Here is a 19,006-nt window from a genome sequence, read left to right on the forward strand (position 1 = left end):
GCCGCGACGAGGGCCCGGCGGACCGAGTACCCGCGTCTGCCGACCGCGCGCGGTATGCCGGAGGTTTCGCTCATGGGGGTGCCTTCCGGGTACGGGGAGTAAGTGCTGCGGGTGCGCTTGAGAGCGCTCTCAAGATGCGGCCAATGTGCTCCGCGGCTCTCCGGGCGTCAAGGGTTGAAGCAAACAATGTGCTTGCGCGGCAAGGGAGTTCAGGCGCCGAAGCCGCGTACCGGTGCAGAACACCGGCCCGCGCCACGGAGGCGGCGCGGGCCGGTGGGCGAGCGGGTCAGCAGGAGGCGGCCGGGGTGATCTTCCGGATGTCGGCGGCGCGCACGGTCACCGTCCGCTCGCCGTGCCCCGCGTCGCGCAGCAGGGTCACCCCGGACGGCACGTACGCCACCAGCTCCCCGCACAGCGTGCCGGTGGGGGTGGACACCTTGACCTGGTCGGCGGCCGGTTCCTCGGTGTGGGTCCAGGCGGTGCCCAGCGCGAGGGCGACCAGGAGCACCCCGCCCGCCAGGCCGAACGCGCTCACGTACACGGCCCGCCGCACCTCGGCGATCTCCCGCAGCGTCCACGCCCGCAGCGCCTGACCGCCGAGCGTGATCCGCTGCCCCGGCCTGCCGAAGGAGGCCCGCACCGCGAAGAGCGAGCCCACGAGGAGCAGCACGAAGGCGCCGCCCAGGAGGGACACCGCCACGGTGCGCCAGGGCGCTTCGAGTGCGGACAGATCGTCGCGGCCCTTCACCGCGGTGACCACCGCGACCAGGGCGGTCAGGCCCAGCAGCCCGTTGCGCCATCCCTCGGCCTGCTTGCGCAACACGTCGAGCTGGCTGAACTCCAGCTCCCGCGCCAGCTCCGCCCACCGGCGGTCCGTCCCGGCGCTCACGGCGTGCCGCCCGTACCCGGACCGATCCGCCAGTAGGCGCCGCAGCCCTCGAACCCGGTCGTCTCCGGCATGCCCTCGTGCGCGAACCCGCACTCGCAGTACAGCACTTCGGCGCCCACCACCGCGGACCGCCCGGCCGGGGAGGGAGTTTCCTCCTTCGCCCAGAACCGCCACCCCTTGGTGCCCGCCACGCCCCTGGGGAAGTCCGTGCCGGTCTCCCCCTCGCAGCGCGGGCACCGGCCGCTCACGGTCACCCGGTGGGGGTCCGCGCCGAGAGTGAACTCGGCCTCGCCGCGCGTCCCGCAGTCGGTCTTCGCGTACTTGAGATCGAGGTCGTGTTCGGGTGTCGTCATGCCATGGACTCCTGTCCTCCGGTGGCGCCGGGCGTCTCGGCCGCGGCAGAAGACGCGACGGCGGTCGGGCCGGGTGCCTCCGAAGAGGTCCCCGGCTCCCCGTACAGCCCGAACAGCGGGGCGTACGTCCGCAGCCGTTCCCCCACCCACGCCTCGTCGGTGTCGAGTTCGCGTGCCAGGTCGGCGATCAGCTCGGGCGGGGGGCTGCCCGACAGAGCGGGCGCCCGACCGTTCAGCCCCTCGCTCAGCAGCACCATGTCCTGCCACAGGGGCAGCACGTCCGGCGCCCCGTCCGCCTCGACGACCACGCCGAACGGCTCGTAGCAGCGCAGCCGTTCGTACACCTCGCGGACCGGGCGGCCGCCCCGGGCGGCGACCGCGACCAGGTCAAGGGCGGAGAAGACGAACTTGGGCGGATTCTTCCCGTCCATGTCCTCCGACAGCGCCAGCACGTCGAACTGGTCGGGCTTGACGTCGCGGGCGCGCTCCGCCTGCTCCGCCGTGAGTTCGGGGACCGGCGCGCCGAGCAGCCGGTACGGCGCGAGCCGTTCCAGCGCCTGCGGGATCGAGAGAGCGGCACCGTCGGCGTACCGGGCCAGGGCCAGCGGGGTGATCGTCGCCCAGTCGGCCCGGACACAGGTTCCGACATCGAGGTCGTGGACCTCGGTCAGCAGCTCGGAGTCGGCTTCGGAAGGCTTGAACGCCATGGCCTCGTCCGGGAGCCGGGGCGCCTCCTTCCCGACCCAGGGCGCGTGGGCCGCGAGCCGGTCCCGGCTCTCCACCAGGGACTCCCCGAGTTCGCCCGCCGTGCAGACCAGGGTGGCCGCGGTCCACGGCACGGTGGGATCGAGGCTGCCGATGATCAGGGCCATGCGGTCACGCGGCGACAGGTCGATCCAGCGCCGCAGCGGCTCCAGGTCCCCGGGCACCTTCATGCCGAAGCGCTCCAGCCGCCGTACCCGGGCGGCGAACGCGTCCCAGGGCTCGAAGTCGAGGTCCGAGCCGTGCCCGGGGAACTTCCCGCCCGGCGCGTAGCACAGCGCCAGGAGGTCCAGCGGGACCGACCGGTAGGGCAGCACCTCGCCGCTGCCGTTGTCCGTGGTGAGCAGCTTCAGGTCGGCCCGGGCGAGCGCGGGCAGCCCGGCGGGCACCTCGGGCAGCCATGAAGTGGTCCGCGGACCGGCGAGCCCGTCGACGGACCGCAGCACCTCGTCCACCGGGATCTCGTGCCGGGCGGCCAGGGCCAGCACGGACTGCAGACTCCGGTCGCCTTCCTCGCCCGCCTCCGCGACGAAGCTGCGGAACACGTTCCACTGCGTGTCCGTCGGCGCCGTCGGCAGCAGATCCTCTTCGGAGGGGAGCAGGTAGCCGAAGTGCTCGCGCTCCCGGAGCGCGGCCAGGACGTCCGCACCGCTCATGCCCAACTGCTTGGCGAGGCGCGCCACATGGACCGGGAGCACCTCCCGGGGCAGACCGTCGTTGGAGTAGTGGCGCCGGTTCTCCGCCCACCCGGCCAGCAGTTCGGCGTCCCTGGCCGAGGCCCGGTGCTCCAGACAGTGCGCGGGGACGGGTGGCGGGGTGAGTCCCAGGGGCGCGTAGCGACGGCAGCGGTCCAGCAACACTCCCAGGCTCATGCCGGTGTGGGCCGAGATGGAGATCAGCCCGCCCACGGCGGGCTGCCGCCGGGCCCGCTCCGGATCGGACCAGTCCGTCATCCACGACACCAGGGGCAGGTCCAGGTCATGGGGGACGAAGTCCAGCTCCGGTGTGGCCGCCGCCGCGACCGCGGGAATCCGCGGGCCCGTGCCGAGCAGGGCGAACCGCCGGGCGCGGCGTAGCACGGTGGCCACGGTCCGGCCGGTCTGCGCGGCGTGGTGGACCAGGTCGCCGGTCCCGGCGGTGGCGTTGTCCAGCAGGGCGTTGTCGCCGGGGGCGGGTACGGGATGGCCGCTGACGTCCCTGGGCAGGACGCCACCGTCTTCCTTGGCGCCGGACACCACGCCCTGGTCACGCAGGACGGCGCGCCGCCAGGGTTCGGCGAACCCCCTTCTGGAGCCGCCGATCTCGCCGGGACCGGACGGCAGGTGCCGCCGGTCGTCGGGGAACCAGCCCACCTCGTCGAGGGAGACGTCCGGCCGCGCGAACGTGTCCACGCGGTACACGGGCAGGGTCAGTCCGCGCCCGGCGAGGCGTTCCGCGATGCCCGCGGCGAGCGCACCGTCGCTGTTCTCCAGGCGCCACAGCCAGTCGAGGTCGAGACCGTCCCAGCCCGGCAGGGCCTCGGCCGCTTCGAGGAGCCGTTCCGCCGTCCACTCCTCGTTCCAGTCCAGCAGGCTGTTGCGGTCGACGCTGAGCTTGGGCGCCTGGGCTCCCGAGAGGTTCACGACGTACCCGAACGGCGTCCGCGAGCTGACGATGCCGTCGGCGAGCAGCATTCCGTCGCCACGGACCCACCACACCGAGCCGCCGGTCTCGCGAGGCCTGGCCACCCGCTCCTTCGGACCGCCGTCACGGTGGTACAGGCGGCCCGCCTTCCGCTCGACGTGTTCGCGGCCCTCCTCCCGCAGGAGCAGCCGGTGCTCGCTGAGCCGGACCTGCTGTTCGAGGACGTCCGTGACCGAGACCGGCTCCTGCCCCTCCTCCGGCTCGCTGAGCATCAGCCGGACCCGGGTGCCGCCCTCGTGCAGGGGGTCGTCCGGACGCTCGTAGGGGCGGATGTTGAACAGACCGCTGCTGCTGGAGATGTCCACCGCCAGGGCCTGCGGAGCGATCGCGCCGTCCGGCCCGACCTCCCGGGTCACCAACGACACCTCGTCGGAGATCATGAAGTAGCTGAGCACGCCGATCCCGAACCGGCTGTACGGGTACAGCTGGAGGGACTTGTCCCTGATCAGCCACTCCGCCTGCTCACGCCGGAACGGCCGGGTCTGCGAGAAGCGGCGCCCGGCCCGGCTGAACGTCTGCTCCAGCAGGGCCCGGCTCATGCCGACCCCGTTGTCCCGGCACTCGATGTACGCCCGCCCCGGGCGCCCGTCCGGGCCCGTCTCCCGGCCCTGGGTGATCCTGATCTCCCCGGACCAGGCGATGGGGAAGTCCTTGAACCGCTTCAGATAGTCCCAGCGCATCGCGCGGTAGCGGCAGGCGTCGGCGGCGTTCTGGTACAGCTCGCGGACGGCGAGGGCGCGGTCGCCGTAGAGCTGGTGGCCCATCAGCAGTTCGCGGATCTCGTCCTGCGCCAGCGTGAAGCGCAGCAGCGGCACGCTGAAGGCGCGGTCCTCCGAGTCCGGCGGCCGGGCCGCGAGCAGCTCGCGGGAGGTGATCCGGGCGGGCAGCGCGGCCATCAGGTCGCCCTGCCCGAGCCGCCGCTCGGCGGTCACCGCCCGCAGCACTCCGTCGGCGCGCCGGGTGACGTCGAGCAGGCTCTCGTACAGGGCCGGGTGCGGGCATGCCATGTTGAGGTGCAGGCCGTCGCCCTCGCGGGCCCACTCCAGGCTTTGCTGCAGGGTCTCCACCACGGCGGCGGGCACCACCGGGTCCGTGACGCCCACGTGTTCGGCCAGCACATCGGGGAAGAGGCGCGGGTCGGCCGCGAGCAGCCCGGCGAGCCGTACCGCTCCCAGCACGCTCCACCAGTGGACGGGCAGCAGGCCGTCGGTGGTGGGGAGGGCGGCGGGCGCGTTGCGCAGGTAGAGGTCGTGGACGTCCAGATTCACCGGTTCGTCGGCGAGGAAACGCACCGCGCCCACCAGCACGGTGGCGATGTCGTCCACCCGGTGCTCCTTGTCCGGGCCCAGCAGGGCCCGGGCCAGGTCGCGCGCCAGCTCCAGACAGCCCGGGTCGGGCTTCTCCGCGAGCTGTTCGGCCACCCAGCGATGCGCCAGCCACGCCGCGAGGGCGTGATATTCCGCCTCCTCCCCGCGCCTGAGGTGGCCGCGCGCCTTGCGCAGCAACTGGGGGTGGCTCTCGTGCACGTACCGCAGCTCGGTGCGCATCCCGGTCGGGGGCCGCTCCGGGTCCGCCACGGCGTCCAGGTCGAAGGGGTCGGCCTCGGCGAGCCTGCTCAGCTTGCGGGCCCACATCGCCTCGCGCAGCAGCGGCAGTCCGGCCAGCAGCCCGGTCTCCACCGGAGAGCGTTCCGGGCTTCCCCGGAGCAGGACCGGCAGCACCCGGCGCAGCACGCGCTCGGGCAGCCCCGGGTCCTGCCAGGGGTCGTCGAAGCGGCGCCGGTCGCGCAGCACGGACACCGCGCAGCGGTGCGCGAATTCCGAGATCCTCCGGCGCATCGCCGCGTCGGGTCCGGGTTCGCCCTCCCGCGCCGCCCATATGCCCGCTTTGCGGACGGCCTCGCGCCAGCGCAGCGGCACATCCGTGCCCGCGCACGGTTCCGGGAACGACGCCAGCGCCTCGTCGGCGGGGGCCACGCTCAGCACCGGCCGCTGCTCGCGGTCGTCGTGGCGCCCGGCCAGCTCCTCGGTGCGGGCCTTGGCCTTGAGGACGACCCCCTCCAGCGTCCGCTCCGGGGTGAGCGGGTCCAGTGCCTCGGCCAGGGCCTGCGAGAAGTGGCTCCCGTCGGGGCCGTAGTGGCAGCGCTGGCCGCGGCCGCAGCCGACGAACAGGGCCAGCCGCTCGGACGGGGCGTGCAGGGTGGCCGCGCCGAAGGCGTCTCCGTCCCCGGAGTCCTGGGCGTCCCGGCAGGCGTCCACGGTCAGCACGACCGAGGGGGCGCGGCACCCGCGCAGGAATCCGGTGATGTCCAGTTCCAGCAGCGAACCCCGCTGCCCCGCCGTCCAGGCGGTACCGGAGGCGGGGGCGAGGGCGTCGCCCGGGACCAGGTAGTCCCGGCCGTCCAGGCGTACGCCGTGCCCGGTGAAGTGGATCAGCAGCAGGTCGCAGTCCCGTGCGGCGGCCGTCTCCAGGGCGGTGGTGATGTCGCCCTTGTCCACCGGGCCCTCGGCCGGGTCGAGCCGGAAGACCTCGTAGCCGGAGGCGGCCAACTGCGTGGCGAGCGCCTCGAGATCCTTCGTCACCACCTCCGTGAGGGCGTCGAACCGCCCTGCTGCCTTCGGGGTCTCGCCGACCCCGATGAGGAGAGCATGTCGTCTGATCGTCACCCGCCGGACGGTACTGGTCCTTCGCGCCGACGGGTACGGGTTTGCCCGGATCGGGCGTTGGCGAGGGCGTCGGCCGTGTCATGATCGCGGGACGGGGCCGGACGTTGGACGGCGCTGGACGTGGGACGGCGCCGGACGCGGGGCGGCGGTGCGGGAAGGGTACGGACGTGAGGCTGACGATTCTGGGCGGCGGTGGGTTCCGCGTGCCCCTCGTGTACGGCGCGCTGCTCGGCGACCGTGGTGCGGGGCGGGTCACCGACGTCGTGCTGTACGACACGGACGCCGCGCGGCTGCGGGCCGTCGCGCGGGTGCTGGGGGAGCAGGCGGCGAGGGTGGCGGACGCGCCGCGTGTCACGGCCACCACCGATCTCGACGAGGCGCTGCGCGGGGCCGACTTCGTGTTCTCCGCGATCCGGGTCGGAGGGCTGCGGGGGCGCGCGGAGGACGAGCGGGTCGCGCTGGCCGAGGGGGTGCTCGGACAGGAGACCGTCGGGGCCGGGGGCATCGCGTACGGGCTGCGGACCGTGCCCGTCGCGGTGGACATCGCCCGTCGGATCGCCCGGCTCGCACCGGACGCCTGGGTCATCAACTTCACCAACCCGGCCGGGCTCGTCACCGAGGCGATGTCCCGTCACCTGGGCGACCGCGTCATCGGCATCTGCGACTCCCCGGTCGGCCTCGGCCGCCGTATCGCCCGCGTGCTCGGCGCCGATCCGGCCGAGGCGTTCGTGGACTACGTCGGCCTCAACCACCTCGGCTGGGTAAGGGCGTTGCGCGTCGCCGGACGCGACGAACTCCCGCGCCTGCTCGCCGACCCGGCACTGCTCGGCTCCTTCGAGGAGGGCCGCCTCTTCGGCACCGACTGGCTCCAGTCCCTCGGCGCGATCCCCAACGAGTACCTGCACTACTACTACTTCAACCGCGAGACCGTACGCGCCTACCAGGAAGCCGAGTTGACGCGCGGCGCCTTCCTCGGCGAACAACAGGCCCGCTTCTACACCGAGGCCGCCGACCCCGACGTCTCCGCCCTCGCCGCCTGGGACCGCACCCGCGCCGAACGCGAGGCGACGTACATGGCGGAGAACCGCGAGAGCGCCGGGGCGGGCGAACGCGAGGAGGAGGACCTGTCCGGCGGCTACGAACAGGTCGCCCTCGCCCTGATGCGGGCCATCTCCCGCGACGAGCGCACGACCCTGATCCTCAACGTCCGCAACCGCACCACCCTTTCGGCGCTGGACGAGGACGCGGTGATCGAAGTCCCCTGCCTCGTCGACGCCGACGGCGCCCACCCCCTCACCACCACCCCCCTGCCCGGCCACGCCACCGGCCTGGTCTGCGCGGTCAAGGCCGTCGAACGCGAGGTACTGGCCGCCGCCGGTTCCGGCTCCCGGGCGAGCGCGGTCAAGGCGTTCGCCCTGCACCCGCTGGTCGACTCGGTGAACGTCGCCCGTCGGCTGCTCGACGGATATATCGCGGTGCACCCGGAGTTGGCGTACCTGAACTGAACGGAGGGCCGCTCCGCCGAGTGGCCCTCCGTGGTGTGCGACGTGATCTCAGCCGGTGAAACCGGCCGTGATCGACGTGAACTGCCACGTGCTCTGGCTGATGCCGGAGCAGTTGCTCACCACGCCGCCGCCGGGGCAGGAGCGGTCGCGGTTGACCGCCCAGTAGGCGAGGCGGGCGATGTGGTGGGAGTTGGACCAGTCGCGAATTTGCTGCCAGATGGCGGGACTTGTGTTCTCCTGCTGGTCGGACAGGCCGTTCATGCCGGAGATGCCGAGGTGGGAGTACGCGGTGGCGTCGTCCCAGCCGAACGTGGACTTGAGCTTGTTCTTCAGGCCCTCGGCCGCGTTCACGGTGTTGCCGTACATGTCCGAGCCGCCGCCGAAGTCGAACGGCATGATGGTGAAGACGTCGATGTTGGCGTTGAGCGACTGCGCCTGCTCGATCAGCCGGTTGCCGTAGTAGGTCGGGCCGGTGGTCGAGGTGCCGAAGGTGACGATGGTCTTCAGGCCCGGGTTGTTGGCCTTGACCGTCTTCAGCGCGGTCAGGATCTTCGCCTGCACGGCCTCGTTCTCGAACTCGTCCGTGTTCTCGACGTCCATGTCGATCGCCTTGAGACCGTAGGCGTCGATCACCTTCTGGAGGGCTCCGGCGAGGGCGCTCGCGGAGGAGCAGTTGGCGCCGAGCTTGCTGCCCTGCCAGCCGCCGAAGGAGGGGACGACGTCACCGCCCGCCGAGCGGATCTGGTTGATCGCGGTCTGGTCGGCGCCGCCGGTCAGCGGCCTGCTGCCGTCCCAGGAGGGGTTGCAGCCGCCGGAGTCCAGCACGAACGCCATCGTGAACCACTTGATCCCGGTCGCGCTCATCACGGTCTGCGGGTTCGGCGGATCGCCCCAGCCCTCGTAGAGGTACGGCGCTGCCTGCTTGAAGCCGGTGCCGCCGCCTCCGCCACCCGCGTCCGTCGTCACCGTCACGGAGTTGGACGCCCCGGAGACGTTCCCGGCCGCGTCCCGCGCCTTCACGGTGAAGGTGTACGACGTGCTCGGCGAGAGCCCGCTGACGGTGGCCGACGTGCCCGCCGCGCTGAGGAGTTGGTTGGACCCGCTGTAGATGTCGTACGCCGTCACCCCCACGTTGTCGGTCGCGGCGTTCCACTTCAGCGACACGCTGGAGGAGGACTTGCCGGTCGAGGCGAGCCCGCTCGGCGCGCTCGGCGCCTGGGTGTCACCGCCCCCTCCGCCGCCCGGGCCGTCCAGGCTGATGTCGTCGGCCCAGTAGGTGCCCTGCGCGTACCAGCCGTGCACATAGATCTTGGCGCTGGTCTGCGAGGCACCCGTGGTGAAGGAGAGGCTGAGCTGGCTGTACGCCGACGGGGAGGTGGTCCAGGTGGAGGCGCCGCCGTCGACGCCGAGGTAGACGTACGAGCCGCGGACCCAGCCGCTCAGCGAGTACGTCGTGTTCGGCTTGACCGCGACCGTCTGGCTGCACTGGGCGTTGTCGCTGTCGCTCGCCGCGCCCTGGAGGGCCCGGGAGCCGCCGTGCACGGGGGAGGAGACGACCGAGCCGAGGTTGCCCGTACAGGTCCACGGCGACAGACTCCCCGACTCGAAGCCGGGGTTGGTGAGGATGTTGGCCGCCTGGGCGGTGCCCGGCAGGGCGATGGCCCCGCCGAGCGCGAGGGCGGCGGAACCGAGCAGGGCGAGAAGCCGGCGTCTGGGACGCCCGAATGGATGACGCACGCGATCTCCCTGTGGGGATGGAGGTGTCCGGGAGTGCACAGAGTGCGAACGAGGTGCGTCGTCCAAAGTGGTATGGACCAATTCAACTGTCAAGCCATTGAACCGAATTGGCCCATACCAAGAGACCTCGGGGAGAGACCGGGGGGGGCTCAGAGGAGCGGCAGCGCCTCGGCGCGGGCCGTCGTCTGCTCGGCGGGCGCCGGTACGGCGGGCAGCAGCACCTCCGTCTCCTCCGCGCGCTGCCGGGGCACCGACACCGGGCGCAGCGGACGCGGCCCGGACACCGTCGTGTAGTCCTGACCCAGGAACGGCGGCTCGATCACGCCCGGGTCCTCACCCATCGCCAACTGCACGGCGGCCCAGGGGGCGTTGACCCCGCACAGTGCCAGCTGGTGCAGGCCACCCGCCGCGCGCGTGTTCACGTCGAGCAGCACCGGAAGGTCGCCGAACATCCGGAACTGGATGTTGGACAGATGGTGCAGCCCGAAGCCCTCCGCGATCAGCCGGGCGGGCTCCAGCCAGCGCTCGTCCAGCGTGAACCCGCGCCGCCTGCCGTTCTTGGTGCGGCCGATCGACAGCCGGATGCGGTTGTCCGTACCGGTCAGGCAGTCCACCGACACCTCCGGCTGCTCCAGCCTCGGCATCACCAGCCAGTCCACGGACTCCTCGGCCTGCCGCAGCGCCTCGACCACCAGATCGAGCTGGACGTACGGCCCGGGGAACCCGCTGAGGTGCGTGAGCGAGAAGGGCGACCGCGTGATCACCCGGAAGCCGACCCCGCCCGCACCGGCCGCGGGCTTGAAACACGCCTTGTGCCCGGCCTCCTCCAACTCGTCGACAGCCGCGATGAGTTCGTCCGCCGTACGCACCCGCCACCACGGCGGCACCGCGACGCCCACCGACGTGACCGCCTCGTACGCCGTCGCCTTGTCCTCGAAGACGGCCACCGCCTCCGGCGTCGGCGCGAGCAGCGCGGTGCCCGCCGCCTCGAACTCCGCGCGGTGCGCGACGATCGCCGACTGGTGCAGCCGGGGCACGAACACGTCGATGCCGCGCCGCGCGCACTGGTCGAGCGCGAACTCGACGTACGCGGCCGGGGACAGACCCTCCGGCTCCAGGTCGGCGGTGTCGGCGGCGGCCAGCACGGGAGAGTCCGGGTCGCCGTGCGTGGCGTGGATCTCCACCGCGCGGTCGCTCGGGTTTCTGCGCAGCTGATCCATGAAGAACACGTTCTCCGCGTACGTGCGGTTGAGCCATACGCGTACGCGAGAGACCATGCGGGCCGCCTTTCGGGGTTTTCGGGCACGACTCAGCGGCCCGTGCCCGGGCAGGGAGGAGGAAGGGTCACCAAAACGCCCTGGAGAAGGGGAGGTTGGGCGCTGATGTTGGGGCGATCATACGGCCTCGGACGGTGTGCGCGTGCAACGCGCGTGTTACGGATCGGCCGCCCCCGCCGCGGCCTCGCGCGCCGGTCCGGTCTTGCCCGGTGGGGGCGGATGTGCTGGGGTGAAATCCGCGTTGCGCCCCTGCCCCTGGAGGTCCGGTCCGGTGATCGAGGAACTGCTTCCGGAGTCCGTGGTGGCCGTGGAGGCGTTCGGCGAACCGGAGGACGCGGACACCGCGCTGTACCCCGAGGAGCGGCCGTTGGTGGCCCGCGCGGTGGTCAAGCGCCGCCGCGAGTTCGCCTCCGTACGGGTCTGCGCGCGGCACGCGATGGAGAAGCTGGGCGTACCCCCCGCGCCCGTCCTCACCGGCGAGCGCGGCGCCCCGCTCTGGCCCGAGGGACTCACCGGCAGCATGACCCACTGCGACGGCTACCGCGCCGCGGCCCTCGTCCGCACCGGCGACCTGGCCTCCCTCGGCATCGACGGCGAGACCCACGCGGCCCTGCCGGACGGCGTCCTCGACACCATCGCCCTGCCGGGTGAGCGCGCACGGCACGGAGTACTCGCCGCCGCCCGGCCCGGCGTGCACTGGGACCGGCTGCTGTTCAGCGCCAAGGAGTCCGTGTACAAGGCGTGGTTCCCGCTGACGCGGGCGTGGCTGGACTTCTCGGAGGCGGACATCGAGCTGGTGCCGGTCCCCGGCGACGGAACGCGGGGCACCTTCCACGTCCGGCTGCTGGTGCCGGGGCCGGTGGTGGGAGGCGTACGCCTCGCGGGGTTCGAAGGGCGGTGGGTGATCGGGGAGGGGCTGGCGCTGACGGCGGTGCCGGTGCCGCGCGGCTGAACCCCGCTACCCCTCTGGGCACCACGTCCCCACCAGCCGGAAGAACTCCGCCTCGTTCCCCGCGAGCCCGGCGCCCGCCAGCGCCCGCTCCGCCTCCGCCAGCACCGTCGGCGGTACGACGGCGGGCCTGGTCCCGGCCGCCGCCGGGCCGTCGAACGCGGCGCGCACGGTGTGCAGCAGCCGTAGATACGCCTGGACGGCGGTGCGCTCAGGGTCGGTCAGTACGGCGGTGGCCATCGGTCGGCTCTCCCCGGCTCGGCGTCATGGATCACGCGCGCTGCGGCGCACGTATCCAGCTTGCCGTCCGCCACTGACAACGCCCCGTCTCGCGCAGCGCGGGTGTCGCCCGGTCGGCGCAGGGCGCGGGCGGTGCCGTAGGCCATGTGGGCGGGGAGTGGGAACCTGTGGGCGAGAGGGCGCGGACCTGTGCGCGGGGGAGCCGGAGACTCGCGGGGTCAGCTCTGCGGGCCCGGGTAGCCGAGCGAGGTGCTGATGCGGCCCGCCACGTCGTCCCGGATCACCGGACCGCTCAGCGGTGAACCGCTCATCCGCGTGCGGCACTTGCTGGCGAGGAGCAGTCCGAAGGTCTCCGCGTCGCGCTCCGCGTCCAGGTCGAAGCGGGTCCGGGCGGCCACCCGCTGCACGGCCGCCTGGAGCGCGGCCGGGTCGGGGTCGTCGGCCAGCAGCCGCGTGGCCACGCCCACGCCGATGCCCTCCGCGTGGTGATCGCAGTGTCCGGCCTGCATGTGCCACAGCTCGTGCCCGAGGATCACCAACTGGTGGTCGGGGGCGGTGCGTTCCTCCACCACGACCAGATCGCGGTCGGTCATGTCCAGCCACAGCCCACTGGCCGTGCCGGGCGGGAAGACGGCCGTACGGAACTGCACCGGGCGGCCGCGTCTGCGGCTCATCGCCGTGCACAGCGCGCGGTACAGCTCGGGCGGCGGAACCGGTGCGGGCAGGGCGAGTTGCCCGACCAGCTCGGCACAGAGCCGCCGCATGTCCTTGCCGATGCCCCTCACGCGGCTCACGACTCGGGCTGCCGGACGCTCTCCAGGAGCATGTCGAGCCACTCGGCGACCTTGTCCCGGTGCTGGTCGGTGGGGAGTTGGGCGGCCCGCCAGGCGATCCCGCGCACCCCGTGGTCCTGAAGCAGCCGCTCCAGCGGGTCCTCGGCCGTACTCGCCGCGGCCCGCTCCCGGTCGGCAAGGCGCTGCAGCAACTCCTGCTCGGTGTACTGGAGCGCGCTCGCCAGCGCCTCGGGGTCCTCGGCGGTGAGGAAGCCCGCGTGCACCCGGAAGAACCGCTGGAGCGCGTCGCAGTGCTCCATGGTGGGGCGCCGGTCGCCGTTGATGAGGGCACCGGCCTGCTGCCGGGACATCCCCGCGCCGTCGGCGATCTCCTGCTGGGTGTACTTGCGGCCGCCCGGCTTCAGCCGGGTACGGCGCAGGAGGTCGAGACGCTGGAGGAAACGGGCCTGCACATCCGGCTCGCCCGCCGGGCGCCCGCCGAGCAGGGCCTTGACCACCGGCTCCGGGACACCGCTGGCGACCGAGAGCCGCCCGGTGCCGAAGACCTCGGCGTGCGGCACGCCCAGCCGGTCGGCGAGGGCGGTGACGCGGGCGACGACGGCCGGCAGCCGAGCGGTCGCCGCGGCGCCCGGATTCGCGTAGCCATCCGTCACCGACAGAACTCCTACGTCTCTCAAGGCAAGTCTCCGGGGCCGTCGACCGACGCGTCCGCGTCCGCTTCCGTCACCGCCGGCCGCGAGTGAACTTCCCGGAGAGTAGCCGGTCGTTCGAACTCGCATCCAGGTCTCGCCACAACTGTGGCGAATTTCAGCCGTCAACAGGCATGGAATGCCACGATAGTTGACACGGCTCTCGTCCGGGCCCCAGGATCGCAGGGCCGCTTGAAGGCGGCCGAGGCAAGAGGGGTGACCTCTCGATGGCACACCAGGCAGGAGGGCGGCGGCCGGCAGCGCGGCCCGTCCCCGAGAGCTCCGAAACGCGGGCGTATCTCGAGGACTACGCCGCCGTGGTGGAGGCTGCCCCGTTCCCCTCGCTCGTCGTGGACCTCCGCTGGAACGTACTGCTGGCCAACGGCGCCTTCGGCACGCTCTTCGGGGACGTACGCCCCCACCCCACCGCCATGCCCGGCGACAACTTCCTGCGGTTCGTCCTCTTCCACCCCGACGCGGACCGGGTGCTCGGCGAGCACGAGCCGGGCTGGTGCCTGCCGATGCTGGCCCAGCTGAAGTCCGCGATGGAGGGGTACGGGCACGACCACGAACTCCAGGCGATACGCCGGGACGTGGCCCACGACCCGATCATGGAGGCCGCCTACCGGCAGGGCCTGCCGCACTGGATACGGGCGGTGGGCGAGTCGGCGGCCCGACTCGACGGCGCCGTACGCCTGTTGCACCACCCCGATCCGCGCCGGGGCACCGCCGAGTGCCGCATCGTCGACGAGACGCCGCCCCTCCTGCGCGAGCTGGGCCACCGTCGGCTGACGATGATCCCCCGGGAGCCCTCCGCCCGCACCCGCCGCGCCCATCTGACGGTCGTCGCGACCCCGCAGACCTGACCCGGCCCCGTCGGTGTTCAGGTCACCGACGGCGCCGGGTCATCCGCACGCGCGACAGTGCGCGCCCTTAGGCGGGCCACTGCACCCGGGTCACTTCTCTCCCGCACCCGAGACCGTGCGCTCCGTTACGCAAGCGGCTTGCGTAACTTGCGCTACCCTTGCGCGCATGACGCGACGACTTGCGGAAGTGGCGAAGAAGGTCGGGGTCAGTGAGGCCACGGTCAGCCGGGTGCTCAATGGCAAACCCGGAGTCTCCGAAGCCACCCGGCAGTCGGTCCTCACCGCCCTCGACGTGCTCGGCTACGAGCGGCCGACCCAGCTGCGCGGCGAGCGCGCCCGGCTGGTCGGACTGGTGCTGCCCGAGCTGCAGAACCCGATCTTCCCCGCGTTCGCCGAGGTCATCGGGGGCGCGTTGGCGCAGCTCGGGCTCACTCCGGTGCTCTGCACCCAGACCAAGGGTGGGGTCTCCGAGGCGGACTACGTGGAACTGCTGCTCCAGCAACAGGTGTCGGGGGTCGTCTTCGCCGGGGGGCTGTACGCCCAGGCCGACGCCCCGCACGACCACTACCGCAGGCTCGCCGACCGCAAGGTTCCCGTGGTGCTGGTCAACGCGGCCATAGAACACCTGGGATTCCCCGGCGTCTCCTGCGACGACGCGGTCGCCGTCGAGCAGGCGTGGCGCCATCTGGCCTCCCTCGGCCACGAGCGCATCGGCCTGTTGCTGGGCCCCGGCGACCATGTGCCCTCCGCCCGCAAGCTCGCCGCCGCCCACGCCCTGGCGGGCGGCCTGCCCGACTCCCGCGTGGCGCGCGCCATCTTCTCCATCGAGGGCGGCCATGCCGCCGCCTCCCGGCTGATCGACCAGGGCGTCACCGGCATCATCTGCGCCAGCGACCCCCTCGCCCTCGGTGCCGTAAGAGCCGCCCGGCGCAAGGGACTTGACGTACCGGGGCAGATCTCGGTGGTCGGTTACGACGACTCGGCGTTCATGAACTGCACCGAGCCCCCGCTCACCACCGTCCGCCAGCCCATCGAGGCGATGGGCCGCGCGGCCGTGGAACTGCTGAACGCCCAGATCGGCGGCACCGCCGTCCCCGCCGAGGAGCTGCTGTTCGAGCCCGAGCTGGTGGTCCGGGGCTCCACCGCGCAAGCCCCGCGCGACTGAAAGCGCCTGCGATCACGCGGCTGTCGAATAATTACAGATTCTGCACGACATCTTGCGGCCCCCTGTCGGCGGTGCTTGAGTGTGCGGCGCCCACTGCTCCCGCCGTGAGTGCCCGCCACACATGTGCGCGGCACCCATGGCTCCCGCCATGAGGGGTCCACCGATGACAAGCACCGGGTTCCGCCGCACCCTCGCCGCGATCGGCGTCTGTTCCTCCCTCGCGCTCACCGCCGCCGCGTGCGGATCGGGCGACGACGACAGCTCGGCGGGCGGGAAGACCCGCATCACCGTCAACTGCGAGCCGCCCAAGAGCGCCAAGGTCGACCGCTCTTTCTTCGAGCAGGACATCGCGGCCTTCGAGAAGCAGAACCCGGACATCGACGTCGTCGCCCACGACGCCTTCCCCTGCCAGGACCCCAAGACCTTCGACGCCAAGCTCGCGGGCGGCCAGATGGAGGACGTGTTCTACACCTACTTCACCGACGCCCGGCATGTGGTCGACATCCACCAGGCCGCGGACCTCACGCCGTACCTGAAGGAACTGAAGAACTACGACTCGATCCAGAAGCAGCTCCGGGACATCTACACCGTAGACGGCAAGGTCTACGGCATCCCACGCACCGGCTACTCCATGGGCCTGCTCTACAACCGCGCCCTCTTCAAGAAGGCCGGACTCGACCCCGACAAGCCCCCGGCCACCTGGGAAGAGGTCCGCGCCGCCGCCAAGAGGATCGCCGCGCTCGGGAACGGCACCGTCGGCTACGCCGACTACAGCGCCCAGAACCAGGGCGGCTGGCACTTCACCGCCGAGCTGTACTCGCAGGGCGGCGACGTCGTCAGCGCCGACGGCAAGAAGGCCACCGTCGACACCCCCGAGGGCCACGCCGTCCTGCAGAACCTGCACGACATGCGCTGGGGCGACGACTCCATGGGCAGCAAGCAGCTCCTCATCATCAACGACGCGCAGCAGCTGATGGGTTCGGGGAAGCTCGGCATGTACCTCTCGGCGCCGGACAACATCCCGATCCTGGTCAAGGAGAAGGGCGGCTCCTACAAGGACCTCGCGCTCGCCCCCATGCCCGGCGGCAAGGGCACCCTCATCGGCGGCGACGGCTACATGTTCAACAAGAAGGACACCCCCGCCCAGATCCGCGCCGGACTCCAGTGGCTCGACCACATGTTCCTCACCCCCGGAAAGGGCTTCCTCGGCGACTACGCCCGCGCCAAGCAGCACGACGCCCCCGTGGGCCTGCCCGAGCCGCGCCTGTTCACCGGCGCCGCCGACGCCAAGGACCAGGAGGTCAAGAAGGCCAACGCCAACGTCCCGGTGGAGAACTACCAGGCGTTCCTGGACGGCAACCACAGCCTGGAGCTGAAGATCGAGCCGCCGCACGCCCAGCAGATCTACTCCGTCCTCGACGGCGTGGTCTCCGCCGTCCTCACCAAGAAGGACGCGAACATCGACCAACTGCTCAAGGACGCGTCCGGCAAGATCGACGGCATCCTCGCCCGGAGCTGACGCCATGACGAAGACGGCCGAGCGGCGGCCCACCGGGGCCGCCGCCCTCCCGGCCCTGCCCGGCCCGCACCCGGGCGGCGGTCGGCGCCGCCGCATCCTGCTCGACCAGGCCCGCGCCTACGCCTTCCTGCTCGGCGGCCTCGTCTGCTTCGCCCTGTTCTCCTGGTACCCGGCGATCCGCGCCGTCGTCATCGCCTTCCAGAAGTACACCCCCGGCTCCCCGCCCGAGTGGGTCGGCACCGCCAACTTCACCCACGTCCTGGACGACCCGGAGTTCGGCGCCGCCTGGCGCAACACCCTCACCTTCACCCTGCTCGCCCTGCTCCTCGGCTTCGCCGTCCCCTTCGTCCTCGCCCTCGTCCTCAACGAACTCCGGCACGCCAAAGCCTTCTTCAGGGTCGTCGTCTACCTGCCGGTGATGATCCCGCCCGTGGTCAGCGCCCTGCTGTGGAAGTGGTTCTACGACCCCGGCGCGGGCCTGGCCAACGAGGCGCTGCGCTTCCTGCACCTGCCCACCTCGAACTGGTCCAACGGCACCGACACCGCGCTGATCTCCCTGGTGATCGTGGCGACTTGGGCCAACCTCGGCGGCACCGTCCTCATCTACCTCGCCGCCCTCCAGTCCATCCCCGGCGAGCTGTACGAGGCCGCCGAACTCGACGGGGCGAACCTGCTCCAGCGCATCCGGCACGTCACGGTCCCGCAGACCCGGTTCGTGATCCTGATGCTGATGCTCCTTCAGATCATCGCCACCATGCAGGTGTTCACCGAGCCCTTCGTGATCACCGGCGGCGGACCGGAGAGCGCGACCGTGACCGTGCTCTACCTGATCTACAAATACGCCTTCCTCTACAACGACTTCGGCGGCGCCTGCGCCCTCAGCTTCATGCTGCTCGTCCTGCTCGGCGTCTTCTCCGCCGTCTATCTGCGGCTCACCCGCACCGAGGGGGACGCGTGAACACCCGTACCGAGGAGGGCACATGAGCACCCGCACCGAGGGGGCAACATGAGCACCCGCACCCTCGTCTCCCCGGCCACCCTCGCCCGCCCGCGCGGAAAGGCCGTCTACTGGACGGTGTTCACGGCCGTCGTCGTCCTCTTCGCACTCGCCTTCCTCTTCCCGGTGTACTGGATGGCCTCCGGCGCGATGAAGTCCCCGGACGAGATCGCCCGCACCCCGCCCACCCTCGTCCCCGAGCACTGGCACCTCACCGGCTACACCGACGCCTGGGACCTGATGCAGCTCCCGGAGCACCTGTGGAACACGGTGGTGCAGGCGGCCGGCGCCTGGGCGTTCCAGCTGGTGTTCTGCACGGCCGCCGCCTACGCCCTGTCCAAGCTGCGGCCCGCTTTCGGCAAGGTGATCCTCGGCGGCATCCTCGCCACGCTCATGGTCCCGGCCCAGGCCCTGGTCGTACCGAAGTACCTGACCGTCGCCGATCTGCCGCTGATCCACACCAGCCTGCTCAACGACCCGCTCGGCATCTGGCTGCCCGCCGTCGCCAACGCCTTCAACCTCTATCTGCTCAAGCGGTTCTTCGACCAGCTCCCGCGCGACGTGCTGGAGGCCGCCGAGATCGACGGCGCGGGCAAGCTGCGCATCCTGTGGTCGGTCGTGCTGCCCATGTCCCGGCCGGTCCTCGGCGTGGTGTCGATCTTCGCGCTGGTCGCCGTCTGGCAGGACTTCCTGTGGCCGCTCATGGTCTTCTCCGACACCGACAAGCAGCCCATCGGCGTGGCCCTGGTCCAGCTGTCGCAGAACATCCAACTGACCGTGCTCGTCGCCGCGATGGTGATCGCGAGCATCCCCATGGTGGCCCTGTTCCTCGTCTTCCAGCGGCACATCATCGCCGGGATCAGCGCGGGCAGCACCAAGGGCTGACCCGGGCCCGACGCAAGGGCTGACCCGGCC

At 71.9% G+C, this 19,006-nt stretch carries 15 protein-coding genes; 7 read left to right on the forward strand and 8 right to left on the reverse strand.

Annotated elements, in window-relative coordinates; all coding sequences use genetic code 11:
- Window positions 1-286: 286 nt before the first annotated feature.
- From GTW40_RS17555 to GTW40_RS17565, 3 genes are read right to left on the reverse strand one after another with little or no spacing between them, the layout of a single operon-like run.
- A complete protein-coding gene (locus GTW40_RS17555) occupies window positions 287-889 on the reverse strand; it encodes a hypothetical protein (RefSeq protein ID WP_161181146.1) in 603 nt (200 codons plus the stop codon).
- Window positions 886-1,242, reverse strand: coding sequence for a hypothetical protein (locus GTW40_RS17560; protein WP_161181147.1), 357 nt, complete (start codon window positions 1,240-1,242; stop codon window positions 886-888). The genes GTW40_RS17555 and GTW40_RS17560 overlap by 4 nt, the downstream gene beginning before the upstream one ends.
- On the reverse strand, window positions 1,239-6,353 hold the full coding sequence (locus GTW40_RS17565; protein ID WP_161181148.1) for a caspase family protein: 5,115 nt from the start codon (window positions 6,351-6,353) through the stop codon (window positions 1,239-1,241). The genes GTW40_RS17560 and GTW40_RS17565 overlap by 4 nt, the downstream gene beginning before the upstream one ends.
- Before the next feature lie 167 nt (window positions 6,354-6,520).
- Here GTW40_RS17565 and GTW40_RS17570 point away from each other — a divergent pair, with 167 nt between their 5' ends.
- Window positions 6,521-7,858 carry a 6-phospho-beta-glucosidase gene (locus tag GTW40_RS17570; protein ID WP_161181149.1) on the forward strand — a complete coding sequence of 446 codons (1,338 nt, stop codon included), beginning with the start codon at window positions 6,521-6,523 and terminating at the stop codon, window positions 7,856-7,858.
- Between the two features lie 48 nt (window positions 7,859-7,906).
- On the opposite strand, the gene GTW40_RS17575 is transcribed toward GTW40_RS17570, so the two are convergent.
- Together GTW40_RS17575 and GTW40_RS17580 are read right to left on the reverse strand one after the other, a co-directional pair.
- A complete protein-coding gene (locus GTW40_RS17575) occupies window positions 7,907-9,595 on the reverse strand; it encodes a carbohydrate binding domain-containing protein (protein ID WP_161181150.1) in 1,689 nt (562 codons plus the stop codon).
- 149 nt (window positions 9,596-9,744) lie between these two features.
- Complete coding sequence (locus tag GTW40_RS17580) at window positions 9,745-10,872, reverse strand: ATP-grasp domain-containing protein (protein WP_161181151.1); 1,128 nt, start codon at window positions 10,870-10,872, stop codon at window positions 9,745-9,747.
- A 271-nt stretch (window positions 10,873-11,143) separates the two neighbouring features.
- On the opposite strand from GTW40_RS17580, the gene GTW40_RS17585 reads away from it, so the two are divergent.
- Window positions 11,144-11,824, forward strand: coding sequence for a 4'-phosphopantetheinyl transferase superfamily protein (locus tag GTW40_RS17585; protein ID WP_161181152.1), 681 nt, complete (start codon window positions 11,144-11,146; stop codon window positions 11,822-11,824).
- A 6-nt stretch (window positions 11,825-11,830) separates the two neighbouring features.
- Here GTW40_RS17585 and GTW40_RS17590 read toward each other — a convergent pair whose 3' ends face one another.
- The 3 genes from GTW40_RS17590 to GTW40_RS17600 all read right to left on the reverse strand — a co-directional run bounded on the left by GTW40_RS17590 (window position 11,831) and on the right by GTW40_RS17600 (window position 13,508).
- A complete protein-coding gene (locus GTW40_RS17590) occupies window positions 11,831-12,061 on the reverse strand; it encodes a hypothetical protein (protein ID WP_161181153.1) in 231 nt (76 codons plus the stop codon).
- Between the two features lie 218 nt (window positions 12,062-12,279).
- Window positions 12,280-12,825, reverse strand: coding sequence for a toxin-antitoxin system, toxin component (locus tag GTW40_RS17595; protein ID WP_161181184.1), 546 nt, complete (start codon window positions 12,823-12,825; stop codon window positions 12,280-12,282).
- 26 nt (window positions 12,826-12,851) lie between these two features.
- Window positions 12,852-13,508 carry a helix-turn-helix transcriptional regulator gene (locus tag GTW40_RS17600; protein ID WP_161181154.1) on the reverse strand — a complete coding sequence of 219 codons (657 nt, stop codon included), beginning with the start codon at window positions 13,506-13,508 and terminating at the stop codon, window positions 12,852-12,854.
- A gap of 263 nt (window positions 13,509-13,771) precedes the next feature.
- On the opposite strand from GTW40_RS17600, the gene GTW40_RS17605 reads away from it, so the two are divergent.
- The 5 genes from GTW40_RS17605 (at window position 13,772) to GTW40_RS17625 (ending at window position 18,976) form a co-directional block, all read left to right on the forward strand.
- Window positions 13,772-14,410 (forward strand): hypothetical protein, encoded by a 639-nt coding sequence (locus GTW40_RS17605; RefSeq protein ID WP_161181155.1) that lies wholly within the window; start codon window positions 13,772-13,774, stop codon window positions 14,408-14,410.
- A gap of 166 nt (window positions 14,411-14,576) precedes the next feature.
- Window positions 14,577-15,575 (forward strand): LacI family DNA-binding transcriptional regulator, encoded by a 999-nt coding sequence (locus tag GTW40_RS17610; protein ID WP_202486040.1) that lies wholly within the window; start codon window positions 14,577-14,579, stop codon window positions 15,573-15,575.
- Window positions 15,576-15,738: 163 nt separating this feature from the next.
- A complete protein-coding gene (locus GTW40_RS17615; RefSeq protein ID WP_161181156.1) occupies window positions 15,739-17,094 on the forward strand; it encodes an extracellular solute-binding protein in 1,356 nt (451 codons plus the stop codon).
- Between the two features lie 4 nt (window positions 17,095-17,098).
- Complete coding sequence (locus tag GTW40_RS17620; protein WP_161181157.1) at window positions 17,099-18,052, forward strand: sugar ABC transporter permease; 954 nt, start codon at window positions 17,099-17,101, stop codon at window positions 18,050-18,052.
- A 48-nt stretch (window positions 18,053-18,100) separates the two neighbouring features.
- Complete coding sequence (locus GTW40_RS17625; RefSeq protein ID WP_161181158.1) at window positions 18,101-18,976, forward strand: carbohydrate ABC transporter permease; 876 nt, start codon at window positions 18,101-18,103, stop codon at window positions 18,974-18,976.
- The last annotated feature ends 30 nt before the right edge of the window (window positions 18,977-19,006 follow it).

The sequence above is a fragment of the Streptomyces sp. SID4985 genome (genome assembly GCF_009863025.1).
Taxonomy (GTDB): domain Bacteria; phylum Actinomycetota; class Actinomycetes; order Streptomycetales; family Streptomycetaceae; genus Streptomyces.

Excerpts from the sequence above, each read along its gene's own strand:
- GTW40_RS17580 (WP_161181151.1), bottom strand. The coding sequence starts at position 10,872 with ATGGTCTCTCGCGTACGCGTATGGCTCAACCGCACGTACGCGGAGAAC.
- GTW40_RS17605 (WP_161181155.1), top strand. The coding sequence starts at position 13,772 with ATGGCACACCAGGCAGGAGGGCGGCGGCCGGCAGCGCGGCCCGTCCCC.
- GTW40_RS17625 (WP_161181158.1), top strand. The coding sequence starts at position 18,101 with ATGAGCACCCGCACCCTCGTCTCCCCGGCCACCCTCGCCCGCCCGCGC.
- GTW40_RS17560 (WP_161181147.1), bottom strand. The coding sequence starts at position 1,242 with ATGACGACACCCGAACACGACCTCGATCTCAAGTACGCGAAGACCGAC.
- GTW40_RS17610 (WP_202486040.1), top strand. The coding sequence starts at position 14,577 with ATGACGCGACGACTTGCGGAAGTGGCGAAGAAGGTCGGGGTCAGTGAG.
- GTW40_RS17595 (WP_161181184.1), bottom strand. The coding sequence starts at position 12,825 with ATGCGGCGGCTCTGTGCCGAGCTGGTCGGGCAACTCGCCCTGCCCGCA.
- GTW40_RS17620 (WP_161181157.1), top strand. The coding sequence starts at position 17,099 with ATGACGAAGACGGCCGAGCGGCGGCCCACCGGGGCCGCCGCCCTCCCG.
- GTW40_RS17615 (WP_161181156.1), top strand. The coding sequence starts at position 15,739 with ATGACAAGCACCGGGTTCCGCCGCACCCTCGCCGCGATCGGCGTCTGT.
- GTW40_RS17590 (WP_161181153.1), bottom strand. The coding sequence starts at position 12,061 with ATGGCCACCGCCGTACTGACCGACCCTGAGCGCACCGCCGTCCAGGCG.